Annotated in this window: 17 protein-coding genes and 1 tRNA gene; 9 read left to right on the top strand and 9 right to left on the bottom strand. The window is 44.9% G+C overall.

The genetic code is table 11. The annotated features are described in order from the left end of the window. The first annotated feature begins 25 nt into the window (after positions 1-25). Both msrP and msrQ read left to right on the top strand, forming a co-directional pair. Positions 26-1,069 carry a protein-methionine-sulfoxide reductase catalytic subunit MsrP gene (gene msrP, locus SDEN_RS12160; protein ID WP_011496776.1) on the top strand — a complete coding sequence of 348 codons (1,044 nt, stop codon included), beginning with the start codon at positions 26-28 and terminating at the stop codon, positions 1,067-1,069. Continuing rightward, positions 1,069-1,680 (top strand): protein-methionine-sulfoxide reductase heme-binding subunit MsrQ, encoded by a 612-nt coding sequence (msrQ, locus tag SDEN_RS12155; RefSeq protein WP_011496775.1) that lies wholly within the window; start codon positions 1,069-1,071, stop codon positions 1,678-1,680. The genes msrP and msrQ overlap by 1 nt, the downstream gene beginning before the upstream one ends. Here the strand turns inward: msrQ and SDEN_RS12150 are convergent. Further along, entirely contained in the window at positions 1,657-2,979 is a 1,323-nt protein-coding gene (locus tag SDEN_RS12150) for a response regulator (protein ID WP_011496774.1), read from the bottom strand. The two genes, msrQ and SDEN_RS12150, sit on opposite strands and share 24 nt — an antisense overlap. Position 2,980: 1 nt before the next feature. Beyond that, on the bottom strand, positions 2,981-6,082 hold the full coding sequence (locus SDEN_RS12145) for a hybrid sensor histidine kinase/response regulator (RefSeq protein ID WP_011496773.1): 3,102 nt from the start codon (positions 6,080-6,082) through the stop codon (positions 2,981-2,983). Positions 6,083-6,309: 227 nt separating this feature from the next. On the opposite strand from SDEN_RS12145, the gene SDEN_RS12140 reads away from it, so the two are divergent. Together SDEN_RS12140 and SDEN_RS12135 are read left to right on the top strand one after the other, a co-directional pair. Further along, the gene (locus SDEN_RS12140) at positions 6,310-7,737 is read left to right on the top strand and encodes a sphingomyelin phosphodiesterase (protein ID WP_011496772.1); all 1,428 of its coding nucleotides are present in this window, start codon (positions 6,310-6,312) and stop codon (positions 7,735-7,737) included. Positions 7,738-7,924: 187 nt separating this feature from the next. After that, positions 7,925-8,968 (top strand): hypothetical protein, encoded by a 1,044-nt coding sequence (locus tag SDEN_RS12135; protein ID WP_011496771.1) that lies wholly within the window; start codon positions 7,925-7,927, stop codon positions 8,966-8,968. Positions 8,969-9,082: 114 nt separating this feature from the next. Here SDEN_RS12135 and SDEN_RS12130 read toward each other — a convergent pair whose 3' ends face one another. After that, complete coding sequence (locus tag SDEN_RS12130) at positions 9,083-10,603, bottom strand: acetaldehyde dehydrogenase ExaC (RefSeq protein WP_011496770.1); 1,521 nt, start codon at positions 10,601-10,603, stop codon at positions 9,083-9,085. A 233-nt stretch (positions 10,604-10,836) separates the two neighbouring features. On the opposite strand from SDEN_RS12130, the gene SDEN_RS12125 reads away from it, so the two are divergent. Next, a complete protein-coding gene (locus SDEN_RS12125; protein ID WP_011496769.1) occupies positions 10,837-12,675 on the top strand; it encodes a sigma-54-dependent Fis family transcriptional regulator in 1,839 nt (612 codons plus the stop codon). A gap of 97 nt (positions 12,676-12,772) precedes the next feature. Here SDEN_RS12125 and SDEN_RS12120 read toward each other — a convergent pair. From SDEN_RS12120 to SDEN_RS12110, 3 genes are all read right to left on the bottom strand, one after another. Then, a tRNA-Pro gene (locus SDEN_RS12120) sits at positions 12,773-12,849 on the bottom strand. Between the two features lie 165 nt (positions 12,850-13,014). Next, positions 13,015-14,829, bottom strand: a complete 1,815-nt coding sequence (locus SDEN_RS12115; RefSeq protein WP_011496768.1) for a DUF3413 domain-containing protein — start codon at positions 14,827-14,829, stop codon at positions 13,015-13,017. A 70-nt stretch (positions 14,830-14,899) separates the two neighbouring features. Beyond that, positions 14,900-15,112: a YejL family protein gene (locus SDEN_RS12110; RefSeq protein WP_011496767.1), complete on the bottom strand. Its 213-nt coding sequence runs from the start codon at positions 15,110-15,112 to the stop codon at positions 14,900-14,902. A gap of 76 nt (positions 15,113-15,188) precedes the next feature. On the opposite strand from SDEN_RS12110, the gene yejK reads away from it, so the two are divergent. Continuing rightward, positions 15,189-16,214 (top strand): nucleoid-associated protein YejK, encoded by a 1,026-nt coding sequence (yejK, locus tag SDEN_RS12105; protein ID WP_011496766.1) that lies wholly within the window; start codon positions 15,189-15,191, stop codon positions 16,212-16,214. A 204-nt stretch (positions 16,215-16,418) separates the two neighbouring features. Then, complete coding sequence (corA, locus tag SDEN_RS12100) at positions 16,419-17,366, top strand: magnesium/cobalt transporter CorA (protein ID WP_011496765.1); 948 nt, start codon at positions 16,419-16,421, stop codon at positions 17,364-17,366. A 117-nt stretch (positions 17,367-17,483) separates the two neighbouring features. Here the strand turns inward: corA and SDEN_RS12095 are convergent, their stop codons facing one another. Beyond that, positions 17,484-18,764 (bottom strand): HD-GYP domain-containing protein, encoded by a 1,281-nt coding sequence (locus tag SDEN_RS12095; protein ID WP_011496764.1) that lies wholly within the window; start codon positions 18,762-18,764, stop codon positions 17,484-17,486. A 132-nt stretch (positions 18,765-18,896) separates the two neighbouring features. On the opposite strand from SDEN_RS12095, the gene SDEN_RS12090 reads away from it, so the two are divergent. Next, positions 18,897-19,589, top strand: coding sequence for a 2OG-Fe(II) oxygenase (locus tag SDEN_RS12090; protein WP_011496763.1), 693 nt, complete (start codon positions 18,897-18,899; stop codon positions 19,587-19,589). 96 nt (positions 19,590-19,685) lie between these two features. On the opposite strand, the gene SDEN_RS12085 is transcribed toward SDEN_RS12090, so the two are convergent. Further along, positions 19,686-21,002: a dicarboxylate/amino acid:cation symporter gene (locus tag SDEN_RS12085; protein WP_011496762.1), complete on the bottom strand. Its 1,317-nt coding sequence runs from the start codon at positions 21,000-21,002 to the stop codon at positions 19,686-19,688. A 225-nt stretch (positions 21,003-21,227) separates the two neighbouring features. Between SDEN_RS12085 and SDEN_RS12080 the strand changes: the two genes are divergently transcribed. After that, on the top strand, positions 21,228-23,684 hold the full coding sequence (locus SDEN_RS12080) for a hypothetical protein (RefSeq protein ID WP_011496761.1): 2,457 nt from the start codon (positions 21,228-21,230) through the stop codon (positions 23,682-23,684). A 73-nt stretch (positions 23,685-23,757) separates the two neighbouring features. Here SDEN_RS12080 and astB read toward each other — a convergent pair whose 3' ends face one another. Beyond that, complete coding sequence (gene astB / locus SDEN_RS12075; RefSeq protein WP_011496760.1) at positions 23,758-25,092, bottom strand: N-succinylarginine dihydrolase; 1,335 nt, start codon at positions 25,090-25,092, stop codon at positions 23,758-23,760. Positions 25,093-25,180: the final 88 nt, after the last annotated feature.

The raw sequence follows: 25,180 nt of genomic DNA, 5'->3' as shown, positions 1-25,180 counted from the left end.
TAAAGCATTTAACAGAGGTTTTTTTATGAGTCAGAAGCCATCATTTATTCGAGGGATAAAAAAAACCGCGACTTGGGCGTTACCGGACAATCAAGTCACGCCTGAAGCTGTTTTTAATGACAGGCGTACTATTATTAAAGCTTTAGGTTTCGGTGGGTTAGGGGCGTTGGGGGCCAGTCTGTCACCTTCGGCACAAGCGGGACTTTTCGATGTGTTTTCTGATAAGCCCAAGGCTGAGTTTATTCGCCGTCCTCTTGATTTTTCTCGTCCACACGCTTTTATGCTAGAGACTGAGTTAACCCCTGAAGATAAAGTGACTCGGCATAATAATTTTTATGAATTTGGCACCAGTAAACAAGATCCCTTTGAGAATGCACAGCAGTTTAAGGTCGAGCCTTGGACCTTAACCTTAGATGGTCTTGTGGATAAGCCCATGACCTTAGACTTTGACGATTTAACCCAGTTATTTCCGTTGGAAGAGCGTACCTATCGACTGCGCTGTGTAGAGGCTTGGTCCATGGTTATCCCTTGGGTCGGGTTTAGTCTGGCGTATTTGTTGGCTAAGGTGGGGGTGAAAGGCAGTGCGACCCATGTGGCCTTTGAAACCTTGTACGATCCCAAGCAAATGCCAGGGCAGAAGAACCGACTCATGGGGGGCGGTATTCATTACCCTTATGTTGAAGGGCTCACCTTAGCTGAGGCTATGAATCCACTGTCATTGATTGCCGTTGGCCTTTATGGCAAAACATTACCGCCACAAAATGGCGCGCCTATTCGTTTGGTGGTGCCTTGGAAGTACGGCTTTAAGAGCATTAAATCCATTTCACGTATTCGGCTGCTGGATAGGGAACCGCCCACCAGTTGGAATCAATTAGCTGCAAATGAATACGGTTTTTACGCTAACGTGAACCCGAATGTGGATCACCCTCGCTGGTCTCAGGCCAGTGAGCGCAGCATAGGTGAGGGCGGATTGTTTTCAGCCAAACGCATAGCCACTCAAATGTTTAATGGTTATGGCGATGAAGTCGCGCATTTGTACAAAGGCATGGATTTAAGGGCGTTTTACTAATGCGCTTAACCCAAGCTGGCCTGTTCTGGCTCAAAGTCCTCTTGCACCTGTTGTGCATATTGCCTTTAGTATATTTAGTCTTGTTGGTGTCATCCGATAACGCTGGCGGCGATCCTGTGCAGTACATCATTCATTTCACAGGTATGGGCGCCATTAATGTCTTGGTGGCGACCTTGTTAGTATCGCCTTTTGCGAAGCGCCTTAAACAGGGGTTATTACTGCAGACCCGGCGTTTATTGGGGCTCTATGTGCTTGGTTATGCTTTGCTGCACTTGAGTGCATTTATCAGTTTAGATTTATTGTTCGCCTGGGGATTATTGTTTGAGGAAATAGTAAAGCGGCCTTATATCTTAGTGGGAGCAAGCTGTTTAATCATTTTGCTTATGCTTGGGTTGACGTCCTTTCATCGCGTGAAGCGCACCATGGGCAAACGCTGGCAGGCGTTGCATAACTGGGTCTACCTTGCGGCTATACTCGCGCCGGTGCATTTTTATTGGTCGGTAAAGTCGGAGATTATTGAACCTGGCATCTATTTGCTAATTTTTACTGGGCTCTTGCTGCTGCGCCGTCATATTTTGATGAAACGTTTAGGCTTTTTGCAGCAAAGGTAATTGGTATTTCTCAAACAGCTTTATGACGGATGTTTGATGCAGCGGCTTGATAATATAGCCTTTTGCTCCAGCCTCAATGGCTTGGCGAACGGTATTTTTGTTCTTGTTACCTGTGAGCATGATAATGGGGGTCTGCTTGTTTAAGTTTGCCGTTGTCCTTATTTGGTCGAGGATATACAGGCCATTAGTGTCTGGGAGATTGATGTCCATTAAAATGAGATCGTATTCTCGATTGCTCAAGCAGGCAAAGGCGCTTCGTCCTGTATCGGCGCTATCAAATTCAAGCTTGTAATTGCCCAATAGTACTTTGGTTAAGTGCAAGCTAATTTCATCATCTTCGATCACCAATACCTTAGGGGTTTTATCCTGAGCCGCTGGAGATGGCTTAGCTTGTACCGCAGCTGTAATTAAGGGGGAGCTAACCGTGGGCTTAGCTGCAGCAGTAGCCGTTTGGGTCGGCGTAGGGCTTGGCTGTGCGGAGGCTGACGCTGCAGGGAGTACAGGTTTAGTGTTGATAATCGCGGTGTCAGGAAGTTCTGTCTCATCAGAGAACAGCATGTTTTCTGCGCTGAAACTGCTTTGGGCGTCGCTGACGACTTGTTCCAATAATTGCATCGCTTTATTTTGAATTTTAAGCAGTTCGGGGCGAATTTCATCGGACTTGATTGCTGATAAGGTTTTCTTCAGCATGTCCATATCAAGCTTAACGGTTTGGTGTTTCTGGATCCTGTCCGCCGCCGCATCCAAGGCTTTATCTATTTGACTTAAGCTATCCTCGAAGTCTTTCCTCATTGATTCCTTGCGCTCTATGCCCTTGGCAATGATTTCTTTGGCGGCATCATTGTAGTTTTCTCGGTATTTTAAGAAATCAGTTTTCTGGGCGGAGCCTTCCGTAAGGCCCACTTTTTTGAGCAAATGCTGGCAGATAACCACAGGACGGTGCAACTCATACAAGGGCCTGGCGACGAGATAATCATCGATGATACCGTTGGTGTAGGCTTCAAAGGCATCTTTTTCATCGTGTCTTGAAATGACAGCCACCACACAGTGCTCACAAATCTTACCGTTTTGGGCGTCATCTAAGGCTTGGTAGTAAGTAGCTAAAGATTCTTGCAGGGTTTCGCAAGAGACGAAAATGACTTTAGGGGCGAGATCCCTTAAGGCTTCACTGATGGCGCGGATTTTCTCAACCACTAAGACTTTGGAGAAATTACGCGAGATGATATTGATCAATAGGGCATCATTATCCCTAGATTGAGTGAACATAAGAATATGTGTAACCAGACTACTTTTGGCCATATTAACCTTTCCTTGCCACTAGGTATGCCATTAGCCGTTCAATTTCATGTTCAACACTGTGTCCCATCCGCTCTACCTCGTCTAAATCTATCGGGTTGTTACTGGTCAAGGTTTCGAGCTTTTGGCATGCATCACTTAAGTCTTGGGCACCGATATACAAGGCGCTGCTTTTTATTGTGTGTACCGAAGAGTGAACGCTGACAAAATCATGCTCGATAAAAGCTTGCTTTAAGGCCTGATGACGCTGCTCTAGATTACCAAAGAATTGCACTAAAAAGTCATCTATTTCTTCATCACTAATATCGCCAACAAATTTATAGATGACATTAATGTCCATGGGAGGAGTGCTATCTTGGGTTTTGGCAGTTTGTGCATCAAGTTTTAATGCTTGAGCTGTGTCTCTGGAGGCCGCTTTTGCTCTAGGATCATCACTTTTTATCAGGTATTCGTTGGTAAAGTCTTCCTCATCTTCCTCATTGAAGGTGTCGATGAAGATATCATCCCTGTCGGTAAAGTCATGGGCTAAACCGTCTAAATTGTTTGATACGTCGTCATTTTCATTGTGTTCTTCTAAGAATAAATTCAAATCACAAAGGTATTTTTGCAACACAGGTAAGGACAAAGGTTTAATGAAAATCTGATTCACCCCGGCTTTATTGCACGCCTCTTGGCATTCAGAGGACTTATCGGCGGTGAGCACTATCACTTGTGTGCGGATGCGAAACTCTGTTTCTTCGATGTAGCGTAACGTTTGGGTGAGCTCGGCGCCGCTTAAATGGGGCATCTGATAATCAGAGATGATTAAATTATAGTTGTGCTGCTGAAACTGAATGATGGCTTTTTCAGGGTCGTCGCAGAAGGTCGCTTGCACCCCGATGGAGGCCAGTTGATGTTCCAGCACAAAGATATTGTCGGCATTATCCTCAACTACTAAGGCATTGATCCTATTTAAATTACTGGTCTCACGATTTTTTTGTGAGTCCTGTTTCTTATCCGGTTGGGTGTTTTTCACTAGCTCTAGCAATTGCTCTAACCTTAAGGGCATTAAGGATATTTGCATTAGACTGGTTTGATTGGCACTTAAATCCCCATCTTGAATGAGCAAGGCTTTACGTTGAGGCATGGCGTGTAAATGTTGGAACAGATTATTATTCTTAAGCAGACTATTGCAGAACTTTAGATCGGCCTGATTCGGGTCAAACAGTATCACAGCATCCGGGTCGGCAAGTTCGAGCAGGGTATAAGAGGATACATAATGCAGATTAAATCCAAGTCCATCAGCATAGCGCTGTAAGGTATAAGATAATTTAGGGTGGTTAGTGTAAATATTAAGATCGGAACGGCTCAAATCCTTAAGTGGATGCTGTTGGCTTATCTGAGTCTTTTGGGAGTTGGTGAAGGGGATCTTAACGATGAAGTAAAAGGTCGCGCCATGGTTTAATTCACTTTCAACTTTTAATTCTGATTGCATCAAGCGGCAAATTTTCTGACATATGCTAAGCCCAAGGCCAGTACCGCCAAATTTTCTAAAGGTTTCATCATCGGCTTGCACAAAGCCTTGGAATATTTTTTGCTGCTGCTCTGGGGTTAAGCCTATGCCATTATCACACACTGAAAATTTAAGTGTTTGAGAGGTTGCCGTGCTGCTAAGCGCCTCGAGTTTAAGTAACACCGAGGGATGCTCAGAGGTATTAAACTTAATTGCATTGCTGATGAGGTTATGCAGTATTTGGGTGATGCGCACATCATCATAATGCAGCAGTTTTTCAAGCTTAGGATCCACAAAAAGCTCTAACCATATACCCCTTTGCTGGGCCTGCACCGCAAAGGTTGACATCACATCTTCACACAAGAGTCTTAAGTCCGCATCCACCGCTGAGAGATTAACTTTATCAGCTTCAAATTTTGTGTAGTCCAGCACATCATTAAGTAAGTTCAATAGATGGTTTGCACTGCGACTGGCCACTTGTAAGTGCTTATTGTCCTGATAACGTTCATCTCTGAGGGTGAGCTCAAGTAGGCCGATAATGGCATTGAGTGGCGTGCGAATTTCATGGCCCATGGCGGCCATAAATTGACTTTTCGCGGTACTGACTTCTACTGATTTAAGCCAAGTTTTTTCCAATTTATCATGTAGTTGAGTAATATTGCTCTCATCGAGTAGCAGGCAAATTCGCTCATTGGCATCGGTAAATCTGTCTCTGTACTCTAATGTCAAACCATCAATATTGGTATAGCTAAAATTAATCAGTTGATTTTTGATGAACTTATGTTCAAACCAGCGCGTTAACACCTGTGCCTTACGTGGATTTGATTTGTATTCTTCATCTAAAATTTGGCCAACAAAATCAACCGCCTCCATGCCTATGACCTTGTCTGCTTGCAAGTAAGGGAAGTGCTGGAATACTTGTTGATTACACAGGACGATTTGATTATTGCTGTTAATGATAATTAAGGCTTCGGATAATTGGTTTACCGCATTAAGCAAGTAACGGTATTGCAGCAATACACTGTCAGTTTGAATAGCGCCTTTGCTTAAGGGGTGCCATATGGCCAGCCAATGTTGCTGCCCGAGTAAATCAATGGACTCGATACATAAAAATATCGCCTGCTCTTCATGGGGCAAGGTAAGTTCAATGCTTTGTTTGGATGCCAGTTGCTGAAATGCCGCTGCAATTTTTTTGTTATTTTCATCGGAAAACAAGGCGTCAAATTGTGCTTGCCCCGGCTGGGCTTTAGCAAGCAGGGGATGGTTGGTTTTGACGAGATTAAACTCAGCGTCCAGTAAAGCGTAATGATTATAATCATGCAGGACAGCAGCTTTGGCCGGGACTGTGGTCTTAGGCCTTTTGATGGCATGACAACAAACCAAGACCTCCTCATGCTCCAAGGCAATAAGGGATAAGCTGATGCGGTAATTATCAGTGTATAAGGAGCTGGTTTTATGGCCTAAAGAGAGAAAAGGCTGCAAGTGGTCGATAATTTGCTGTTTTTGAGCCACAAGCTCGTCGTGTTCTTCAAACAGCGCATTCTGTGCTAGACAGAGGCCTTGCCGGGAAAGCAATAAGCTTGGACTATTGATATGAGCGATTTCATTAATCAATCTGGGCAATTCCTGTTAATCGTATTACTAATAAAAATAGCAGTCTTTTTAAATATTTCCGTAGATGTTGAACAAAATATATCGCAATAACATTAACTTTGAATATTCAATGTTTCATTTCCCTGTCGTTTAAATGTCATTTTAAGCTGATTAACTTAAGTGACATAAAAGCCAATCGAGTAGTAATGGTCGGTAACTGCCAAAACAAACAAAGGGAGGGTGACTCGATGAATATAGCAATAAGTACAACGTTTTTGCATAAAGTTAATATAAAAGGGCTGATATATGGTCATGTTAAGGCACTGACATTAGCCTGTGTAGTGTTGATGTCAGCTGTGGCTACCGCTGATACGGATGTGTATTTTACCAATAATTCAGCGAAACAGATGAATATTAGCATCAGTCACAGCGGCAGTGATCAACTCATAAAAGGGCTGGAGTGGTTTCAACATGCTGATGTCATAGGTCCTTGGGAAACCAAGATGCTCTTGAGCGTTAATCGCTGGGAAGGGGTCAAGTCTGGGCATGATTATCACTTTACCACTAGCCTAACGGATAGTCAGGGGGAGGTTGTTGAACTGCACCAAGAAATTCAAGGTCATTGGTATAATTCTACCTTAAAGCATGGCTTGAGTTATGACGGTCAAGAATTGGAATGGCATCAAGACAGAGATATTCATCGATACCAGCAAGTGACGAGTGTAGATGACGCCAGTGGTTCATCCATGATGACCACAGAGTTTGCACTGAAATCCAGCAGCACCGCAAGATATGATGATCTTTACTATGCGCTGACCCCTCAGCCAGCGTTAGCCACAGATCCAATCGCCAACAATAGTTTAACCGTGATGACTTACAATATTTGGGCCTTACCTGTGATTGCTTCTCACATCAATGAGCGTTTGGCGCTGTTACCGCAAAAAATGCGTGGTCATGATGTCTTAATGCTTCAGGAAGTCTTTGCTCCTGGCCGTGGTGCGTTCTTGCGGGCATTGGCACAAGAGTACCCTTATCAGACCCGAATGTTAGATAAGTCTGGCGTCAATATTTATGATGGCGGTGTGATGATAGTGAGCCGCTATCCCATAGTGGCGCAGGCGCAGTTTGTTTATCCCGATTGCAGTGGCACAGACTGTTTTGCCGATAAAGGCATCAATTATGCGCAAGTTATCAAACAAGGTGAGGCTTATCATGTTTTTGCGACTCACACAGCTTCATTTGATACCGATGTGGCTAGAAGCAACCGCCAGAAGCAGTTCAAGCAAATGCGTGAATTCGCACATTCATTAGCGATACCCGCAGATGAAACCGTGATCTATGGTGGTGATTTTAATGTCAATAAACGCAAGTTTGAGGACGATTATCAGCAAATGTTCGCCAATTTGAAAGCAAAGCAACCCAGCTATTCAGGTTACATAGAATCTACCTTTGACCCCCGTATCAATGAGTTTGCAGGTACGCCTTTGTCTGGCGGTGAGAATGTTGAATATCTGGACTATATCGTTATCAGTGATGAGTATGCCCAGACTCAAAGCAATGACAATGATGTTAAGGTGCCCCGCAGTTCTGCCGCCAGCTTATGGCAGAAGTGGAACTTATCGGATCATTTCCCAGTTGTTAGCATTGTCGCGCCATTGACGCAACCGGGGCGTTAATCGGCGGGTTATATCGCATAAACAGCTGAATGATGACTGAGCCAGCTCAATTAAAGTATTAATTAAAGGTGCGGTGATTATTGCCGCACCCTTGAGCCTAAATGCAGTTATCAAAAGTGCTGCATCAAGAAGTGCTGTCATTCAAAGCGTCGCCATCAGATGTTCAAGTGTGAGATAGGAGGGTGAAATGAAACACAGGCTGACATTAAGCTTATTGGCGATGGGTTTTATTGTAATGGCCGTAATGGGGCTTATAGAGGTGATATCGCCTAATATTGCGGTGAGTGAAGCGGCGGTTCACATTGTGCTTGATGCTACTAGTGTGCAAGAGGAGGACCTTGTGATGACGCCTGCAAAGGCGGTCCTCAATACAGTCGTCACAGCGCCCACACAAGCGGTCCATGGCTGGTTAGATGAGCCATTCATCACCAGGATAGCCCAGTATAAAGGTCAAACGTTACAGCAGGCATTGAGTGATTTTTGGCGTTTGTGCCAACAAGAGGATGATTGTGATGCACGCTTGCAAGCACTGAGTCAGCATCTGACTCGTGAGCGTTTGGAATTATTGCGCACTTACCCGCCTAAGCTCGCCCAGATCCAAGCCTTGTTGGGGGATGAATTAATGCCTCAAGATATCCCTTTAGCGGATAAAGTGGCTCGAATACAAGCCTTGCATGCACAAGTCTGGGGGGAGGACGCGAGCTTGTTGTATTTTGATGAGTATCAAGGTTATCAATTTCATTTGAATGCTCAGGCGCTTGTGGATATTCAGGATCCACTAACCTTAGTGCAAGCGCTGACAGCTTTAGTACAAGATGCGTCAGCCGGCAATGAGGGTGTCCGTGATGGACAAGACAGAAACACACATCGCCATGATGGAAGTGATAGCAAGAATACCCTGAGTATAACGCGATATGAAACTGCTTTAGGCTTGATCCCTCTAGGGCTCAGTGAAGCAGATCACCAGCAGGTGGCGGCGGCATTAGCTGAGCAGTTTTTAAATGTATCTCAGCAGCATGAGATAAAGCGTCGTCAGCAGCAAGTGATGAGTCAGCAGCATCAGGTACAAGATTACCAACAGGGGTTAATGGCCTTATATACTCAGCTTGAAATGCAAAGAGCGTCAGAACTTGCCCATTTATCGCCAGAGGCGTGGCAAGATTACAGCAAGCAGCAAAAGACTCAATTCAGGACACACTTTTTTAACGGCCTTGTTAATAATGCCCCTTAACACAGACCTATTTCCGAATGGGAAGAAAAGGCAAACCTCAATGAAAAAGGCGCTCGAGATGAGCGTCTTAGGCTGACTTAGATTTTGATGTTCACTTTTTTATAAAAATCGTTGTTAGAAAAATCCTAGCGGATTGACATCATAACTGATGAGTAAGTTTTTGGTGTTTTGATAATGGTTGAGCATCATTTTATGATTTTCTCGGCCAATGCCCGATTTTTTATAGCCACCAAAAGCGGCATGAGCTGGGTAAGCATGGTAGCAATTTATCCACACTCGACCCGCTTGAATGCCGCGACCCATACGCTGGGCGCGGTTCATGTCTCGAGTCCACAGGCCAGCTCCTAGGCCATACTCTGTGTCATTAGCAATGGCGAGTGCCTCAGCCTCATCTTTAAAGGTGGTGACGGCAATAACAGGGCCAAAAATTTCTTCTTGGAATACCCGCATCTTGTTATGACCTTTTAAAATAGTCGGGTTAATGTAGAACCCTTGGGCCTGGCTGCCGCTTTGTTGCAAAGGATCCCCGCCAATCAGCACTTGGGCGCCTTCATTTTTGCCTATTGCTAAGTAGCTTAAGATTTTATCAAACTGTTCTTTTGAAGCTTGTGCCCCAACTTGGGTGTCAGTATCCAGTGGATCCCCTTGCTTGATGGTTTTCGCCCTTTGGATGACTTTTTCAATAAATTTATCATAGATGCTCTCTTGCACTAGCACCCTTGAAGGGCAAGTACAAACCTCACCTTGATTGAAAAAGGCCAGTAGCATGCCTTCGATGGCTTTATCTAGGTAGCTGTCTTCGTGTTCGAGTACATCGGCAAAATAGATATTGGGTGACTTACCGCCCAGTTCAACTGTAGACGGAATTAACGACTCTGCCGCGCATTTGAGTACGTGCTGACCCACAGCTGTAGAACCCGTAAAGGCCAATTTAGCGATGCGCTTGCTGGTGGCTAGGGCTTGGCCTGCTTCTGTGCCATAACCATTAACGACATTTAACACCCCCGCTGGCAATATATCTTCGATAAGTTCCAGCAAGACTAAGATGGATGCTGGGGTCTGTTCGGCAGGTTTTAATACGATGCAGTTACCGGCAGCAAGGGCAGGGGCTATCTTCCAAGCGGCCATCAATAGCGGGAAATTCCACGGAATGATCTGCCCGACGACCCCTAGTGGCTCAGGGAAATGATACGCAACGGTATTCATATCAAGCTCAGCGGCGCTGCCTTCTTGGGCGCGGATAGCGGCAGCAAAATAACGGAAATGATCGACAAACAGCGGTAAATCGGCATTTAAGGTTTCGCGCACGGCTTTGCCATTTTCCCAGGTTTCAGCCACCGCTAAGTATTCAATGTTTTGCTCGACCCTGTCGGCAATTTTAAGCAGTAGATTTGAGCGTTCGGTAACGCTGGTTTTACCCCAAGTGGCAAAGGCTGTGTGGGCTGCATCCAGTGCCAGCTCGATATCGCGGCCATCAGAGCGGGGCACTTGGCAGAAAAATTCGCCATTAACTGGCGAGCCATTATCAAAATACTTGCCGCCAACGGGAGGCTGCCACTTTCCGCCAATAAAATTATTGTAGAGTGGCTTGAAATTCATTTTGGCACCGTCTGTGCCGGGTTGTGAATAGATCATAAAAATTCCTTGTTGTTGTGGCTATTTTTATTGTGTTGGGCTTGTTAGGATTACAAGGACTATGTGTTACAAGGACTAAGCCAAGTTGGCCTTTGTTTTTAAAATTATTCAATTATCTGATAAATAATAACTTTAATTAGGATAGGTGTTTGAGCCTGTAAGTCTTACTTACTGCTCTGTGGTTACACTGTTCAGCAATGGCACGCTTGTGTGTGCCAAAATGGAGCATAGGTATGACAGCTAAAACACCGTCTTTGCTGCAAGGAAGTTCTCATTGGCTAACCGATTCTTGGCAAAGAAGCAGCTTGGCTGGCTTAGAGCAGACTCATCTCCCTGAATATCACAAGCTCGACCCTGTGAGTCTGCAGCAAAAACAAGCCGATCACTCTGTGCTTATTCGCTTAGTGGAAACCCAAGCCTTGCCGCTGTTTTATCAAGTCATGGCCCACAGCCAAAGCCGCCTTATTCTGTCAGCTAGTGATGGTTATGTGCTTAAGCATTGGGGGCTGTCGAAATACTCAGACAAGCTTGCGAATATCGCCTTAGATGAAGGAGTGAGTTGGTTAGAAGAAAACCAAGGCACCAATGCCATAGGCACAGCGCTTAAGGCGAGGCAGTTGGTGTCTGTGATTGGCGAACAGCACTTTTTTGCCAAGCACAGATTCATGAGCTGTACGGCTAGCCCGATATTTTCTCCCTCCGGCGAATTAATTGCGGCGCTAGATATTACCAGCGAACAACAAGTGCACAGTCAGCAAACCTTATTGTTGATTTCAAGTTTGGCCCAACTCATAGAAACCGCCTTATTATGCCAGCTCCCTGATAGCCATTATCGGGTAGACTTAGCCACCCAGCCGCATTTGTTTGGCTCCTTGTGGCAAGGGATAGCAGTGGCTGACAGTCAAGGTAAATTATTGGGTTTTAACCCCATGGCGAAGCATTTATTGCAGAGCATGCAAGTGGGGGACTCTCTGACTCAGCACATTGGCGATCGTTGGCAGCGAGAGCGGCATTCACAGCACAAGATGCTGCACCTTAAAACTCAGCAAGTAGAAAAACAGCCACTCAAAAAGTCAGCCCCTTCGCAGACAGCAAATAAACTCGGGCTTAAATTTAAAGACCCTCAATTAGAACAAGCCTGGCAACAGGCCAATAAAGTGTTAACTCGTCAAATCCCATTACTTATTTGCGGCGAAACTGGAGTGGGCAAAGAGCATTTTGTTAAACAACTTCACAGTCAGAGTGACCGTCACGCTAAGCCCTTAGTTGCGATAAACTGCGCGGCGATTCCTCACGACTTAGTGGAGGCTGAATTGTTTGGCTATCAAGCTGGCGCTTACACCGGCGCCAACAAGCAAGGGTTTATGGGGAAAATTCGACAAGCCCATGAAGGTTTCTTATTTCTCGATGAGATTGGTGATATGCCATTGATGGTACAAACTCGGTTACTGCGGGTTTTGCAGGAACGTGAAGTGGTGCCCATTGGTTCCAACAAGGCTATCCCTGTGGATATTCAATTGGTGGCCGCAAGTCATGGCGATCTATTGTCAAAAGTGGCAAGTGGTGAATTTAGACAAGACTTGTTTTATCGCTTAAATGGCTTACAGATAAGATTACCCGCCCTAAGAGACAGGCAAGATAAGCTGAGGATCATTGAGAAGCTTCATGGTAAATACCGTCTGGGTGAGCAAGGCATGTGTCCGCAACTGCTTGGGCTTTTGTTAGCTTATTCTTGGCCTGGTAACCTCAGGGAGCTGGATAATATGATGCAAGTGGCGTGTTTGATGGCAGAAGGTGAGCGACAACTCACGTTTGATAAATTACCTTCGCAGATCCAAGTTCAGTTGCAGACGTGTGCCACTGCGGTGAAACAGCATGGATTTTCGCCTGTTATAGAAACAAGTCATACCGAGCTTAAGCCCAAGTGCCGCCAGAATTTAGCTCAGCAGGTAGAGGCAGAAATCATGGCGGCATTTCTAGACGCAGACTCCAATGTCAGTCAGTGCGCTAAAAATTTGGGCATTAGCCGCAACAGCTTGTATCGTAAACTGAGAAAGCTTGGGGTGAGATGACACCAACCCGTACAGGATGGATCATGCTTGAAAATTTCAGATACAAAAAAGCCCCGTGATTGGCATAATGTCAATCACGGGGCTTTTTCATTAAATGTGGTCGGGATAACAGGATTTGAACCTGTGATCTCTTGTCCCCCAGACAAGCGCCTTACCGGACTAGGCCATATCCCGAAATGTCATTGAGATAAAGGGGGGTGTTCTCAACGAGCAAGCACTTTATCAATTGGATGTTATTGGCGCAAGCACTTAGTTACCTAGACAGTGTCAATTGCTTACTATCTAATCGCTACTTGAGCGAGTGAGACAAATTTTTCTTAACTCATTCTGATCATAAGCTTATTGATTATACAAGCGCCGGCCTTCTCGCATGACTTGCACCAGTTCCGGGGCACTCATTTTCTTGTCTAAGCGTTTGCTGAACTGACTGTCATAAATACGGTACTTGCCGTACCTGTCTAGCACAGTGATCTCATTCTTTTGGTAGATAGCAAATATTTGGCTGTCACCAATATACACCCAGGTTTCCTTGCTGGGTTCCAGCAAACCGCGGCCTGCGCTGTAGTCGGCCATGGGATTATCACAACCCAGCACTTGCGTCATTAAGGTCGGTACTATGCCGTAATGACTGGTGCGATACTTTACTTTACTAGCAGGAGTGTCGGGTCTGTGAATAATTAGCGGTACCCTGACATTGGCAGGAGATAAGTCCCGCTTAACCGCATCGCTATTGGTGTTGAATATCTGTCCATGGGTGCCTGTGATGAGCACTATGGTGTCGTTATCCACTTGAGACAGCAATTGCTTAAGTTGTTGGTCGATAAAATGTAACGACTGACGATATTGATTAAACAATACCTTCTCTGCAGGTTTTAACTCGAAGGGCGGCTTGACGGTTTCTATGCCCAAAAAGCCGATAGGGGTATCATAATCTTTTGGCGCCGTGAGATTGACCAAGGCAAACCAAGGTGCGCCGGTATCATCCGCTTGCTGTTTTTGCCACAGAGCAAAGTTAGTGACTGTGGCAAGATCGGCGGCAGCCCCGCCATCAAGGCGTGAGCTGGCATTCATGTCAAACCCATCAAACATGCTATTCATCAGGGCATTTTGACGATTGAATTCGGGTATAAATAACCCAAGCTCATAGCCAGATTTTAATAATTCATCGGTTATCACAGGGCGCTTATTGTGGAATTCTTGGCGGTCACTGTAGTTGGCCTGCAGGCCATAAAGCAATGAAAACATGCCTGTTTTAAACTGATTTCCACCACTGTAGTGCTTACTGAAAAATTGATTTTGCTGTTGATATTGAGATAAAAACGGCATGGTTTTGTCATCAATCATATCCGCTCTTAGGCTGTCTATGCTGATGAGTAATATGTTGCTGGCAGTTTGAGCACTGCATTGCAGTGGTGCTATGGGATAAGTTAATTTAGCACTGCCCGAGGTGAGCTTATTGTTTAACAGGGCATCAATATCTTTAGTGCCTTCAATGCCGTGACTCTCCATAAAGCTGCGTGCAGTGGCGGGATAGGAAAGTGGGTAAGCATCATCGAAGCGAGTAATGTCAGTGATATCGGCCGCATCGGCCCAGATGTGAATTAAGTGACTGGAAATAAAACACAGGCCAATAAACAACACCACTTTATTACCAAATTGTTTCTTTTGAATTTTCTCTATGCGCTTCCAAATAAAATTAGCCGCAGTTAACTCGATGATCACTATGCCTATGGGGGTCACTATATAAGAGGTGCCATGGAGCAAGGCATTGAGATCGGCCCAGGCTAAATCGAAGGCAAAGGGACTTAAATGAATGCCGTAGTCATCATAAATGATGGTGTCATAGAGCAAGATACACAGACCTAAACTGGCGACAAGGGCGCCTAGGCCTCGCAAAATTTTCGAATAGGGTAGCAATAAGGTCACAGGGAACAAGAAAACTAAATAGACGATAAACGCGAGAAAGCTAAATTGGCCTAAGGTGCTGATGACTAAATAACCCCAGCCTAGCAAGGTTTCTGGATAACCTAGGCTGGATAAATAGCGCGCGCCCACTATCATGGCCAGTAAGCCATTGAAGAAGGCGAACCAGTGGCCCCAATTGATAAGCCGAGATACTTTATCGCGACTCATTTGCTCTCTACGCTCGCTCATACTAGCTCGTTTTCCTGTCATTAATCGCTAATGGTGATCTGATACGGGCAAGATCATCAAGGATGAATATCTACTTTACTGATTTTACTAAGGCTTTTGCAAATTGTTCTGCCACGGCTTGACGCGATTCGCTAGGCACCTTGTTTTCTAACAGGTGAGTCACACAGTTGCCTAGCACCATTAAACTGAGGTCTGTGGGGGCTTGATGCTTGGCTAAAACTGCCAGTAGCTCACTGATTAATGCTTCAACTTGGGTATTAGTGTATTTTGATTGGATAGCCATAATTAAAAAATGTTCACAATGAAATGAATTAGCGGCATATAATAACGGATTTCCACCAGTATCACTATCAGGGCTTATGAGTATTAATATAGAACAAGCAATTATTCACGAGATTTCTCAGGATAGTCAGGGTCAACTTCGTTGTCGTCTGCGTCCTCAACCCTTGCTGAACAGTCAAGCCGTTGAAGCCATGCTGGAGGAATTACATCAAACTTACTCCGGTAAAGCAGGGAAGGGCTTTGGCTTTTTTGGCACCCATGGCGAAGACGGTGAGGCAAATCCCGCCTTTGCCGATGGTCTAAGTCAATATCGCAGTGGCGATTTGGGCTTTGTGGAGTTTACTGGCGTGGCCAGCAAACTGCTGCAAGAAGAGCTGGCAAAGTATGATTTTAGTCAAGGCGGTTTCTTGCTGATGTCATGTTACACCAGCATGACTAGCGATTATTTATTTGTGGCTCTACTCAGCGCTAAGTCATCGATGACAGTGCTTGATGATATGGAGCTGTCACAGAATAACCATTTAGATCTGAATAATATTCAGCTGGCAGCCCGTATTGACTTGACCGAATGGCAAGCGGATAAAGACTCTCGCAAATACATCTCCTTCATTCGTGGCCGTGCTGGACGTAAAGTCGCTGATTTCTTTTTAGATTTCATGGGCTGTGTCGAGGGCGTAAATATCAAGGCACAAAATAAAACCTTGATGCACGCGGTGGAAGATTTTGTCTCTGGCAGTGAACTCACTAAAGATGAGCGCCAACAATGCCGTGACAAAGTATTTGATTACTGCAGTGAACGCGCCGAAGTAGGGGCTGACATCGAGCTTAAAGATTTAGCCGATGAATTGGCTGACTCTGGCATGGATTCCTTCTATGATTTTGCAAGCTCGGGCACCTATGAGCTCGATGAAGAGTTTCCCGCGGACAAAGCCAGTTTACGCCAACTTAAGAAATTCTCTGGCACAGGTGGCGGCGTGACCTTAAGTTTTGACGGCGGTCATTTAGGTGAGCGGGTGATTTACGACCCGATTTCAGACACCCTATTGATAAAAGGCGTGCCAGCCAATTTAAAAGATCAGTTAGACAGACGCTTAAAAGGCTAGTGAGTTAAATAATACAGTACAAGTTAAGATACTTTTTTGTCGTTAGTTGTTATGGATAAACGCCTGTAAGGGCGTTTTTTATTTCATTACATTTTCCTCTAAAATCGGGATGTTTTTACTGTTCATTCCCTATTAATTGAGTAAACTAGCGCCAAAATTGACCTATTATGGGTTGAAACCGCTTTAAGGCTGCTTGGGGGGCATATGATCACTGCATATAGCTATCAGAATCGTCAACTTACTATTACTGAATTAACGGTAGATCATGTTTTGCCCAAGGACATGATTTGGCTCGATCTCTATAAACCCGATGAGAAAGAGCGTGAGTGGTTAAGTCACATTTCGGTGGAAGAAGTGCCCGATGAAGATGACATTAATGAAATTGAAGCGTCGGCACGTTTTTACCAAAACAACGATGGCTTGCACATTAACTCCTTATTCCCCCAACGTGTGGGACAAGACGTACGCGCCGTTAACGTGTCATTTAATTTGCGCGAAAGTTTTTTATTAACCATCAGGGAAGAAGATGTTGGTCTTATTCGTTTATTGCGTAATTACCTGCGTCTTGGCCGTTTAGAGATCAGTACTCCTCAAGGGCTATTGATTGAGTTATTCAATCTTAAAGTCGACTACTTATCTGATTTGATTGAAGATGTTTATACAGTTCTTGATAATGTTAGCCAGCAAGTCTTTGAAAATGATGAATTGGACCGGGTGTTTAAGTTGATTACGCTGCAGGAAGACTCCAACGGAAAAATTCGCTTAAGTCTATTGGATACTCAGCGTTCACTGCGTTACATGCAGCGTTATTACCGTGAGCAGCTTAGTGATGCCAACATGAAAGATTTACGTGAAATGCTGTCAGACATCGAATCTTTAATGCCACACAGCCAGTTTATTTTCGATAAATTAAATTTTTTGCTCGATGCCGCCATGGGCTTTAGTGGCTTACAGCAGAATAAAATCATCAAGATATTCTCGGTTGCCGCTGTGGTATTTATGCCGCCAACCTTGATAGCCAGTAGTTATGGAATGAACTTTGGCGGTATGCCTGAGCTCACTTGGCAGTTCGGTTATCCGATGGCAATAGTGATGATGCTCGCAAGTGCGGCCGGCACTTATTTGTTCTTCAAACAAAAAGGCTGGCTCTAGTCCTAGGCGCTAATACTAGGCGCTTATATCAAGGTTTGTTAGCACAAGCGCACAGTTCATATTGCTGGTGCGCTCAAACTGAGCCCCTGCTCGATGATGGCCAGTTAACTGTTATGGTTAACTTTCACTGCCAAGACCGTAGCTGACTTTCTCTCTTGGATTTAAGTATTTAAAGATGTTCTCTGGCAGGGCGGCAGGGGGAAGGCAGCGGACAATTTTGATGCCTTCTTGCTCTAAATCTATAATCGGTGCCTGATCTTTAGGAACTTGGGGATCGTAAACCATGATCCTCGGGAATAAAATATTCTTCAAGTTGACTGACATCACTAAGCCAAACTGACCTGATGAAAGCTCGATAATGCAACCTGGAGGATAAATGCCTAAGGTCTTAATCATCCTGCCAACATACTCTTTATTTAACTTCTTAGTGTAATTTTTATACAAAAAACTTAAGGCAGCAAAAGGGGTCTTACCCTTAGTTTGCATGTTGCCATTACACAGATTATCGTATTCATTAACCACAGCAATCAGTTGCGATAAATTATCCAGTTTATCGGCTTTTAATCCTTGAGGTGAGCCTGAACCATCGAGAAATTCATGGTGATTGGCAATTAAGGGCTCCGCCGCGGCCGGGAAATTATCAGCAAGTTTCAAGAAGTTAATGCTCATTAAAGGGTGCTGTTTAATGAAGTTAACTTCAGGAACGCTCAAAGGGGTACGCTTATTTAAGATGTTGCTGGGAATTTTCAGTTTACCCACATCGTGAAATAACGCCCCAATGCCAATCAACTCTATTTCTTCTCTGGACCAGCCTAAGCCCTTGCCTAATAACATGCATAATACTGAGACGTTAAGTGAGTGGTGATAAATACCTTCTTCGGGTTTGGCATCCCCCATTAAATGCAGTACTAGATTATCTGAATTGAGCAGCAAGTCGGTTAAATTATGAATGAGCTCTTTGGCATCATTGACGGCGTTTAATGGGCGGCTGCCTAATTTTGACACCACAGATCGCATCATGGCGACTGAGCGGTCAAATTGTTTTTCTGTCTTGTTAATGCTCCTGCGCATTTGTTGCTGTTTATCTATGCTGTCTTGCTTTTTTACTTCCATTTCATTTTTAAGCAGCATCATCTCATCAGTATCACTCGCATCGACCATATCATCGAGATCTATGCTGTCACCTTGAATGGCATCTAAGGCGAGGGGCTGAGTGTCACTTTTCTCTGGATTGAAGAAAACTTCAGTGATGCCTAAGTGCCTGATAAGCTCGATTTGAGCAGCATCTTTAATCTTAAAGCTACTAAAAAGAAAAGGATGATCTTTCCAAGAAACTGGCAGGCTAATATGAGTGCCGACTTGAAGTTGATCCACTGAAATTTTATGATTTTTTGTCATAGATCCATATATTCATTAAGCTGTTGCTAAAAAGTTATTATTATCAACAAATCTGCAATAACAAGGCTTTACATTGCTTATGCTACCGTGGCAGCATGTTAGCATTCCTCTTAGAAAAAATAATTAATTTATATGGATTTTATTGAAGTCTACCCTAATGCCATGAGTGATGATTTATGTGACCGTTTGATCAAGGCATTTGAACAGCATCCCAGTGTCGCGCCTGGGCGCACAGGTAATGGCGTGGATCTTGAGAAAAAAATCAGCCAAGATTTAATGCTAGACTCACACCCAGAACTCGCTGAATTAAAAAATGAACTGTTAGCCACCACACTCAAGCACAGTGTAGCCTATTTCAAGCAGTATTCTCTGGCGATGATGGGGGCGGTTTCGGTGGCGGTGGCCGATGAAAATGGCCAAGCGGTCACCTTAACCCCAGCAAATTTTGATGCCTTAGGTGAGCCAAGGGCTGAGGCGATTGTTAAGTATCTCTTTAGAAGTGGCACAGTTAATGTGCAGCGATATGAGCAAGGTAAGGGGGGATATCCCCATTGGCATTCAGAACAGTTTCCACAGCAAGGTCATAATGAGGCTTTGCACCGGGTTGTGTTATATATGTTTTACCTTAATGATGTGACAGCAGGTGGCGAAACCGAGTTTTTCTATCAAGAGCGTAAAATTTCACCCAAAAAAGGCACTATGGTGATAGCGCCAGCGGGCTTTACTCACAGTCACAGAGGCAATATTCCTTTAAGTGGTGATAAATATATCGCCACATCTTGGGTCATGTTTAATCGCGCCGAGCAGTTATATAACTTGTCTTAAGTGTTTGATGATGGATGAATAAAAAAGACGCCGAGGCGTCTTTTTTATTGTCTGCTAACTGTCGTACAGGTTTATTAGTCCAAGTTAGCTAATGGCTTAGTTGGTTTTCTTAGGGTGCATGACTTGCTCTTCAAAGCTTTTAGCGGCTTTTCCTGCCTGAGAATCATCAAAAATAGCTTGGTTAAATTCACCTTCAGATTTGGCAATAATCAAAGTAGCAACAGTATCCCCCGTGACATTTACTGCGGTGCGCAGCATGTCCAATAACCTGTCTACACCGATAATGAGTGCGATGCCTTCGACAGGCAAACCCACTTGATTGAGCACCATGGCAAGCATGATAAGACCTACACCTGGCACTCCCGCTGTGCCTATGGATGCCAAAGTCGCAGTCACAACCACAGTGGCATAATCTAAAAGACTTAACTCGATACCAAAGACTTGAGCGATAAAGACGGTGGCGACACCTTGCATGATAGCAGTGCCGTCCATGTTTAATGTGGCGCCTAAGGGTAAGGTAAAGGAGGCAATCTTATTGTCAACGCCCATCCTATGTTCGCTGGTTTCTATGGTGACAGGCAGAGTGGCATTAGAGCTTGCCGTGCTAAAGGCAAATAATTGCACGTCGCGCATTTTGCGCAAAAACATCAGTGGATTTAAGCCTGAAAAAAGTTTGAGCAAACTTGGGTAGACAATTAGCGCCTGCAGCAGTAATACCAATACCACGAGGAAAAAATATTTAAGCACACTGCCAAAGGTTTCTAAGCCTAAAGTTAGGCTTAGCTTGGCCATTAATGCAAATACACCGTAAGGCGCTAGCTGCATTATAAGGGTGACCACACGCATGATAACGTCATTGAGGTCATTAAATAACGCGGCCACTCGTACTCCGCGCTCGCCAATATGTGAAATAGCAAAACCAAAAATTACCGCAAAAATGATGATCTGCAGCATATTGCCTTCACTCAAAGCCTGCATTGGATTTGTTGGAACAATATTTATGATCACTTCAGCAAGGCTGGGGGCTTCTTTGACCACATATTCCATCTGGCTTGATGCCAGTGACGCGTTGCCTGGATGAATTAAAATCGCAGCCGCTATGGCAAGGGTTAACGCAATTGCTGTGGTAAATAAATAAAACGCTATGGTTTTACCGCCTAAACGGCCGAGTTTTGACGGGTCACTCAGTGAACAAGTACCACAAACCAACGAAATAAACACCAGTGGCACCACTAACATTTTCAAGCTAGCAATAAAAATAGTGCCAACAACATGTAAGAAACCCTCGGTAATGTAGTCTTGAACCCATTCACTGCCAGGAAAAATATTGCGTAATAAAAGACCAATAATGACACCGGCCCCCATACCTATGAGTATTTTACTTGTCAGTCCAAGTTTGTTTATTTTTATCACTCTGAGTCCTTTTTTTATTTTTAATTTTGAGTCATGCCTATAATTCACTGAAGCCTAGCAGTAAAGCTAAGCTGATGAAATGGACAATAAAGCTAAACTTCTGATATTTATTCAAGATAAATACAGGAAGTTGTAGAAAAGTTACATGAAATTTGTGTAATGTTAACCTATATATAATGAAGTATCGTTTTTTGAGTATTAAAAATACAACAAGGAGCCTGACAAATGAAGTCAGCTTATAACGTTTATTTAGCGCTTTTATTTTCATTGTTAATGTCAGCCTGCGGTGGTGGGGGTAGCATTACTGACTCCGGGGATGGCGGCAACGTTACTCCTCCAGTCACCAGCGTCGTATTATCTTCAAATATCGCCGATGTGACGGCGACAACTCCAGCCACAATTACCGCAACCGTATCTCACTCGGTAAACGGGCCCATTAGTGGTGAATTTATCACCTTCAGTTTAAAAGACCCACTATCAGGTACTTTCGATCCAGTATCGGGCACGGCGCGAACTAATGCGCAGGGCATTGCAACGATTAAGTTGTCTACGGCCGATAAAGCGGGTGCCAGCTTAGTCACGGCTGCACTGGAATCGGGCGAGTTCGGTACAGTCGCAGTGAGCATGAAAGGCGATGGTGGGCAAGCCGCAGGTGGTGCCCAAGTTGATTTAGTCTTAACGGATGCCGCAGGTCAAGCGATACAGTCTATCACCACATTAACGCCTGGTAAGCTCACGGCGACAGTAAGCGGCCTAACTAAGCCTGCTATTGTGACTTTTGCTAGCCCAATCGGTGATTTACCTATTAAAACAGCAGTGACCAATGCTCAGGGTAAAGCCAGTGTCGATATTTATGCCGGCAGTTCTTTAGGTGCGGGAGAAGTTACGGCATCTCTGTCAACCGGTGAAATCGGTAAAGCGATTGTAGTGGTAGGCGCCACCAATGTGGTAATGGGAAGCGGCAGCCCCTTTGTATCGGGTAAAGCGGCGGTGAGTGTCGTGGATTTAACTGCTGGCGGCACGGCGACTATTTCTGTGCTTATTCAAGATGATAAAGGTAATCCTTACACTCAGCCAGTGGATGTCAATTTTTCATCTACCTGTGCCACAAAAAGTCCAGCTCAGGCGACCATCAGCTCGCCAGTCTCTTCGGTTAATGGTGTGGCGACCACCACCTATTTAGCCCAGGGCTGTGTTGGTGCAGATCAAATTAACGTGACCGCTAATGCGGGTGGCATCAACCTTTCGGCCAGTGGCAGCTTAAACGTGTTACAGGCAAGTGTTGGCAGTATCGTGTTTATTTCAGCGCAGCCGCAAAACATCAGTATCTTAGGCACAGGGGGCACTGAGTCTTCTGTGGTTAAATTCAAAGTGCTGGATAAGAACAGCAATGTGGTCAGTAACCAAAGCGTCAGTTTTTCTCTTAATACCACAGTGGGCGGCATCAGTTTAGATCCTGTTGTCGCCACGACCAATAGCGAAGGCATAGTGCAAACCGTGGTGCGCACGGGTACGGTAGCAACGTCAGTGCGAGTCACTGGTACTGTGGATGGCTCGTCACCTTTGATTTCAAGCCAATCAAGCCAGTTAATTGTTTCGACCGGTATTCCAGATCAAGACAGTTTCTCGCTTTCGGCTGAGTTTTTAAATGCCGAAGGCTGGGAACAGGAAAATACTGTGGTTAAAGTCACGGCTCGCCTCGCCGATGCCTTTAATAACCCGGTACCGAATGGCACTACAGTGTCTTTCACCACTGAAGGCGGGGCGATTCAAGATGCCTGCCAAACAGTGAATGGCGCCTGTAGCGTCAATTGGACCAGTCAGCAACCCAGACCCGAAGGTGAAGTGATCATAGATGGCACGGGTGCCATGATACGTAACCCAAGTGCGGTACTAAGCTATGATGCTTCTGTGGGGCGCTATGGCAATATTTATGGCCAACGTTATGGTGGCCGCGCAACGATTACGGCTACCGCCATTGGTGAAGAGTCCTTCCCTGATCTTAATGGTAACGGCCGCTTCGATGCTTCTGAATTAAATGCCTTTTTGACTGAAAAAGATGTCAGTGGTAGACCCTTCGACCTAGCCGATGCCTTTACTGATTACAATGAAGATGGCTTGTTTAATCCTCAGCAAACCGGCGGACAAATAGGCGGTAATTTAGAGGAGTTGGTGGATTTTAATACTAATGGGGTATTTGATGCCGCAGACAGTAAATATAACGGGGTACTCTGTGCTCAAACAGCACATGCAGGTTGTGCCGATGGAGTGAGTGATTCACAGTCATTGTATGTTAGAGCGAGTCTAGTGATGGTGATGTCGGGTAGCACGGCCTACGCAACGAAGGGCAGTGATATTCTCATCTACGACCATACAGGTATCCATTCTGGCGGCAACATTACCATATTAGGTAAAGGTGCTGCTTCGGTATTGTTTACAATTTCGGATTTACATAATCAACAGATGCCTGCAGGCTCTAAAGTCAGGTTTAAAACCAGTGCCGGTTCTGTAGTCAGTTCACCTGAGCTAATTTGGCCAAGTTCAAATTATAATGGTGGTCGTGAATTCAGTGCGACCCTTAAAGGGGAGGATGAGCCAAATTCTGGGGTCTTTATTGTCGAAGTCGAGGCTCCAAATGGCTTAGTGACTCAGGTCGTATCCATTGCTGTAAGTATTATCTAATCGATATCTTGATAACAAACAATAAGGGCGCCAATTGGCGCCCTTACTTTTTCCATTATGTACTTAGTATGAGTTATTTTTGGAACTGATACACGCTGCCAAGCTTCAATATTTGGGTCAGTTCATCCAGCGCTGTGCGTGATTCAACAATCAACTGAGGGTCGGCTAAGTCTTTCACCGATAAGCTGTCGCGGTAATGTTTCTCAACCCAAGTATTTAATCGGCCAAAGAGAGCGTCGTTCATCAAGGTGTCTTGATTCACTGCGGCTAATTCTTGGTCGTTCAATGCCACCCTAAGGCGCAGACACGCAGGGCCGCCACCATTTTGCATACTTTGCTTCACGTCATAATAACGCACTTGCTTGATAGGTGTGCCTAAGGTCACAAGCTCATTGAGGTAGGCAAATACTGCGAGATTTTCCTGGCAATCCGTCGGTGCGATTATGGTCATTTCGCCACTTGGTAGCGTGATGATTTGGGTGTTGAATAAGTAACTTTTCACCGCATCATCGATGGACACTTGTGAGGTGGCCACTTTCACAAAATGCATGTCTGCATTCATTTTTCGGCGAATTTCATCAAACTTAGCGTCAGTATTTAAGAAGGCTTGCTCGTGATAAAAGAGCACATTTTGGTTACCCACTGAAATCACGTCGTTATGGAACACACCTTGATCGATAACGTCAGGGTTTTGCTGCATAAACACTGTGCTTTCATCTTCTAATTGATGCAAGCGTGCTATGGCTTGTGAGGCTTCTAAGGTTTGACGGGCTGGGTATTTTTTCGGTTTAGGCGCGTTAGGATTGGTAGCCTCCTGACCATAAACAAACAACTCAACCCCAGAATGACCGTATTCACCACACAAACGAGTGTGGTTTGCCGCCCCCTCATCACCAAAATGAGCATGTTCTGGCAAATGTGCGTGATGTTGGAAGAAATGGGGATCTTTAAAGGTTGCCTTTAAAATGTTGGCCGTGGTGATGGGCTCGATACTGCGGTGCAACTTATCCACTAAATTTGCAGGCGTGAAGTGCACCTTGCCATCTCGAGTATCAGCACTGGGTGACACAGTGGCGGCATTGGCCGTCCACATGCTTGATGCACTGCAACAGGCGTTGAGTAATGCAGGAGCCTGCTTAGCGGCTTTTTGGATAACTTCGGCATCAGAGCCTGAAAAACCAATTCGACGTAATGTGTAGAGGTCTGGGCGCTCCTGTGGGGCTAATACCCCTTGAGTCATACCCAAATCCGCCAAGGCTTTGGCTTTTTGCAGGCCTTGCTTCGCCGCTGCTTTAGGGTTGGCGGTTTGGGCCGCGTTACTATAAGAGGCCACGTTGCCAAAGGATAAGCCTGCGTAGTTATGAGTCGGGCCGACGAGGCCGTCGAAATTAGCTTCAAAGTGCTTCATTATTTATCCTATTAAAGAGGGCGTTAGTTATTGTCAATTTAACCCAATTTGATGCAATCATTACCGGTGAAGCTTGGATTGTTGAATG

It is taken from the genome of Shewanella denitrificans OS217 (assembly GCF_000013765.1).
Classification (GTDB): domain Bacteria; phylum Pseudomonadota; class Gammaproteobacteria; order Enterobacterales; family Shewanellaceae; genus Shewanella; species Shewanella denitrificans.
The sequence above is the reverse complement of the archived record's forward strand: the minus strand, read 5'-3'. Positions and strand labels throughout refer to the sequence as shown.

Excerpts from the sequence above, each read along its gene's own strand:
- msrP (WP_011496776.1), top strand. The coding sequence starts at position 26 with ATGAGTCAGAAGCCATCATTTATTCGAGGGATAAAAAAAACCGCGACT.
- msrQ (WP_011496775.1), top strand. The coding sequence starts at position 1,069 with ATGCGCTTAACCCAAGCTGGCCTGTTCTGGCTCAAAGTCCTCTTGCAC.
- SDEN_RS12150 (WP_011496774.1), bottom strand. The coding sequence starts at position 2,979 with ATGGCCAAAAGTAGTCTGGTTACACATATTCTTATGTTCACTCAATCT.
- SDEN_RS12140 (WP_011496772.1), top strand. The coding sequence starts at position 6,310 with ATGAATATAGCAATAAGTACAACGTTTTTGCATAAAGTTAATATAAAA.
- SDEN_RS12135 (WP_011496771.1), top strand. The coding sequence starts at position 7,925 with ATGAAACACAGGCTGACATTAAGCTTATTGGCGATGGGTTTTATTGTA.
- SDEN_RS12130 (WP_011496770.1), bottom strand. The coding sequence starts at position 10,603 with ATGATCTATTCACAACCCGGCACAGACGGTGCCAAAATGAATTTCAAG.
- SDEN_RS12125 (WP_011496769.1), top strand. The coding sequence starts at position 10,837 with ATGACAGCTAAAACACCGTCTTTGCTGCAAGGAAGTTCTCATTGGCTA.
- SDEN_RS12115 (WP_011496768.1), bottom strand. The coding sequence starts at position 14,829 with ATGAGCGAGCGTAGAGAGCAAATGAGTCGCGATAAAGTATCTCGGCTT.
- SDEN_RS12110 (WP_011496767.1), bottom strand. The coding sequence starts at position 15,112 with ATGGCTATCCAATCAAAATACACTAATACCCAAGTTGAAGCATTAATC.
- yejK (WP_011496766.1), top strand. The coding sequence starts at position 15,189 with ATGAGTATTAATATAGAACAAGCAATTATTCACGAGATTTCTCAGGAT.
- corA (WP_011496765.1), top strand. The coding sequence starts at position 16,419 with ATGATCACTGCATATAGCTATCAGAATCGTCAACTTACTATTACTGAA.
- SDEN_RS12095 (WP_011496764.1), bottom strand. The coding sequence starts at position 18,764 with ATGACAAAAAATCATAAAATTTCAGTGGATCAACTTCAAGTCGGCACT.
- SDEN_RS12090 (WP_011496763.1), top strand. The coding sequence starts at position 18,897 with ATGGATTTTATTGAAGTCTACCCTAATGCCATGAGTGATGATTTATGT.
- SDEN_RS12080 (WP_011496761.1), top strand. The coding sequence starts at position 21,228 with ATGAAGTCAGCTTATAACGTTTATTTAGCGCTTTTATTTTCATTGTTA.
- astB (WP_011496760.1), bottom strand. The coding sequence starts at position 25,092 with ATGAAGCACTTTGAAGCTAATTTCGACGGCCTCGTCGGCCCGACTCAT.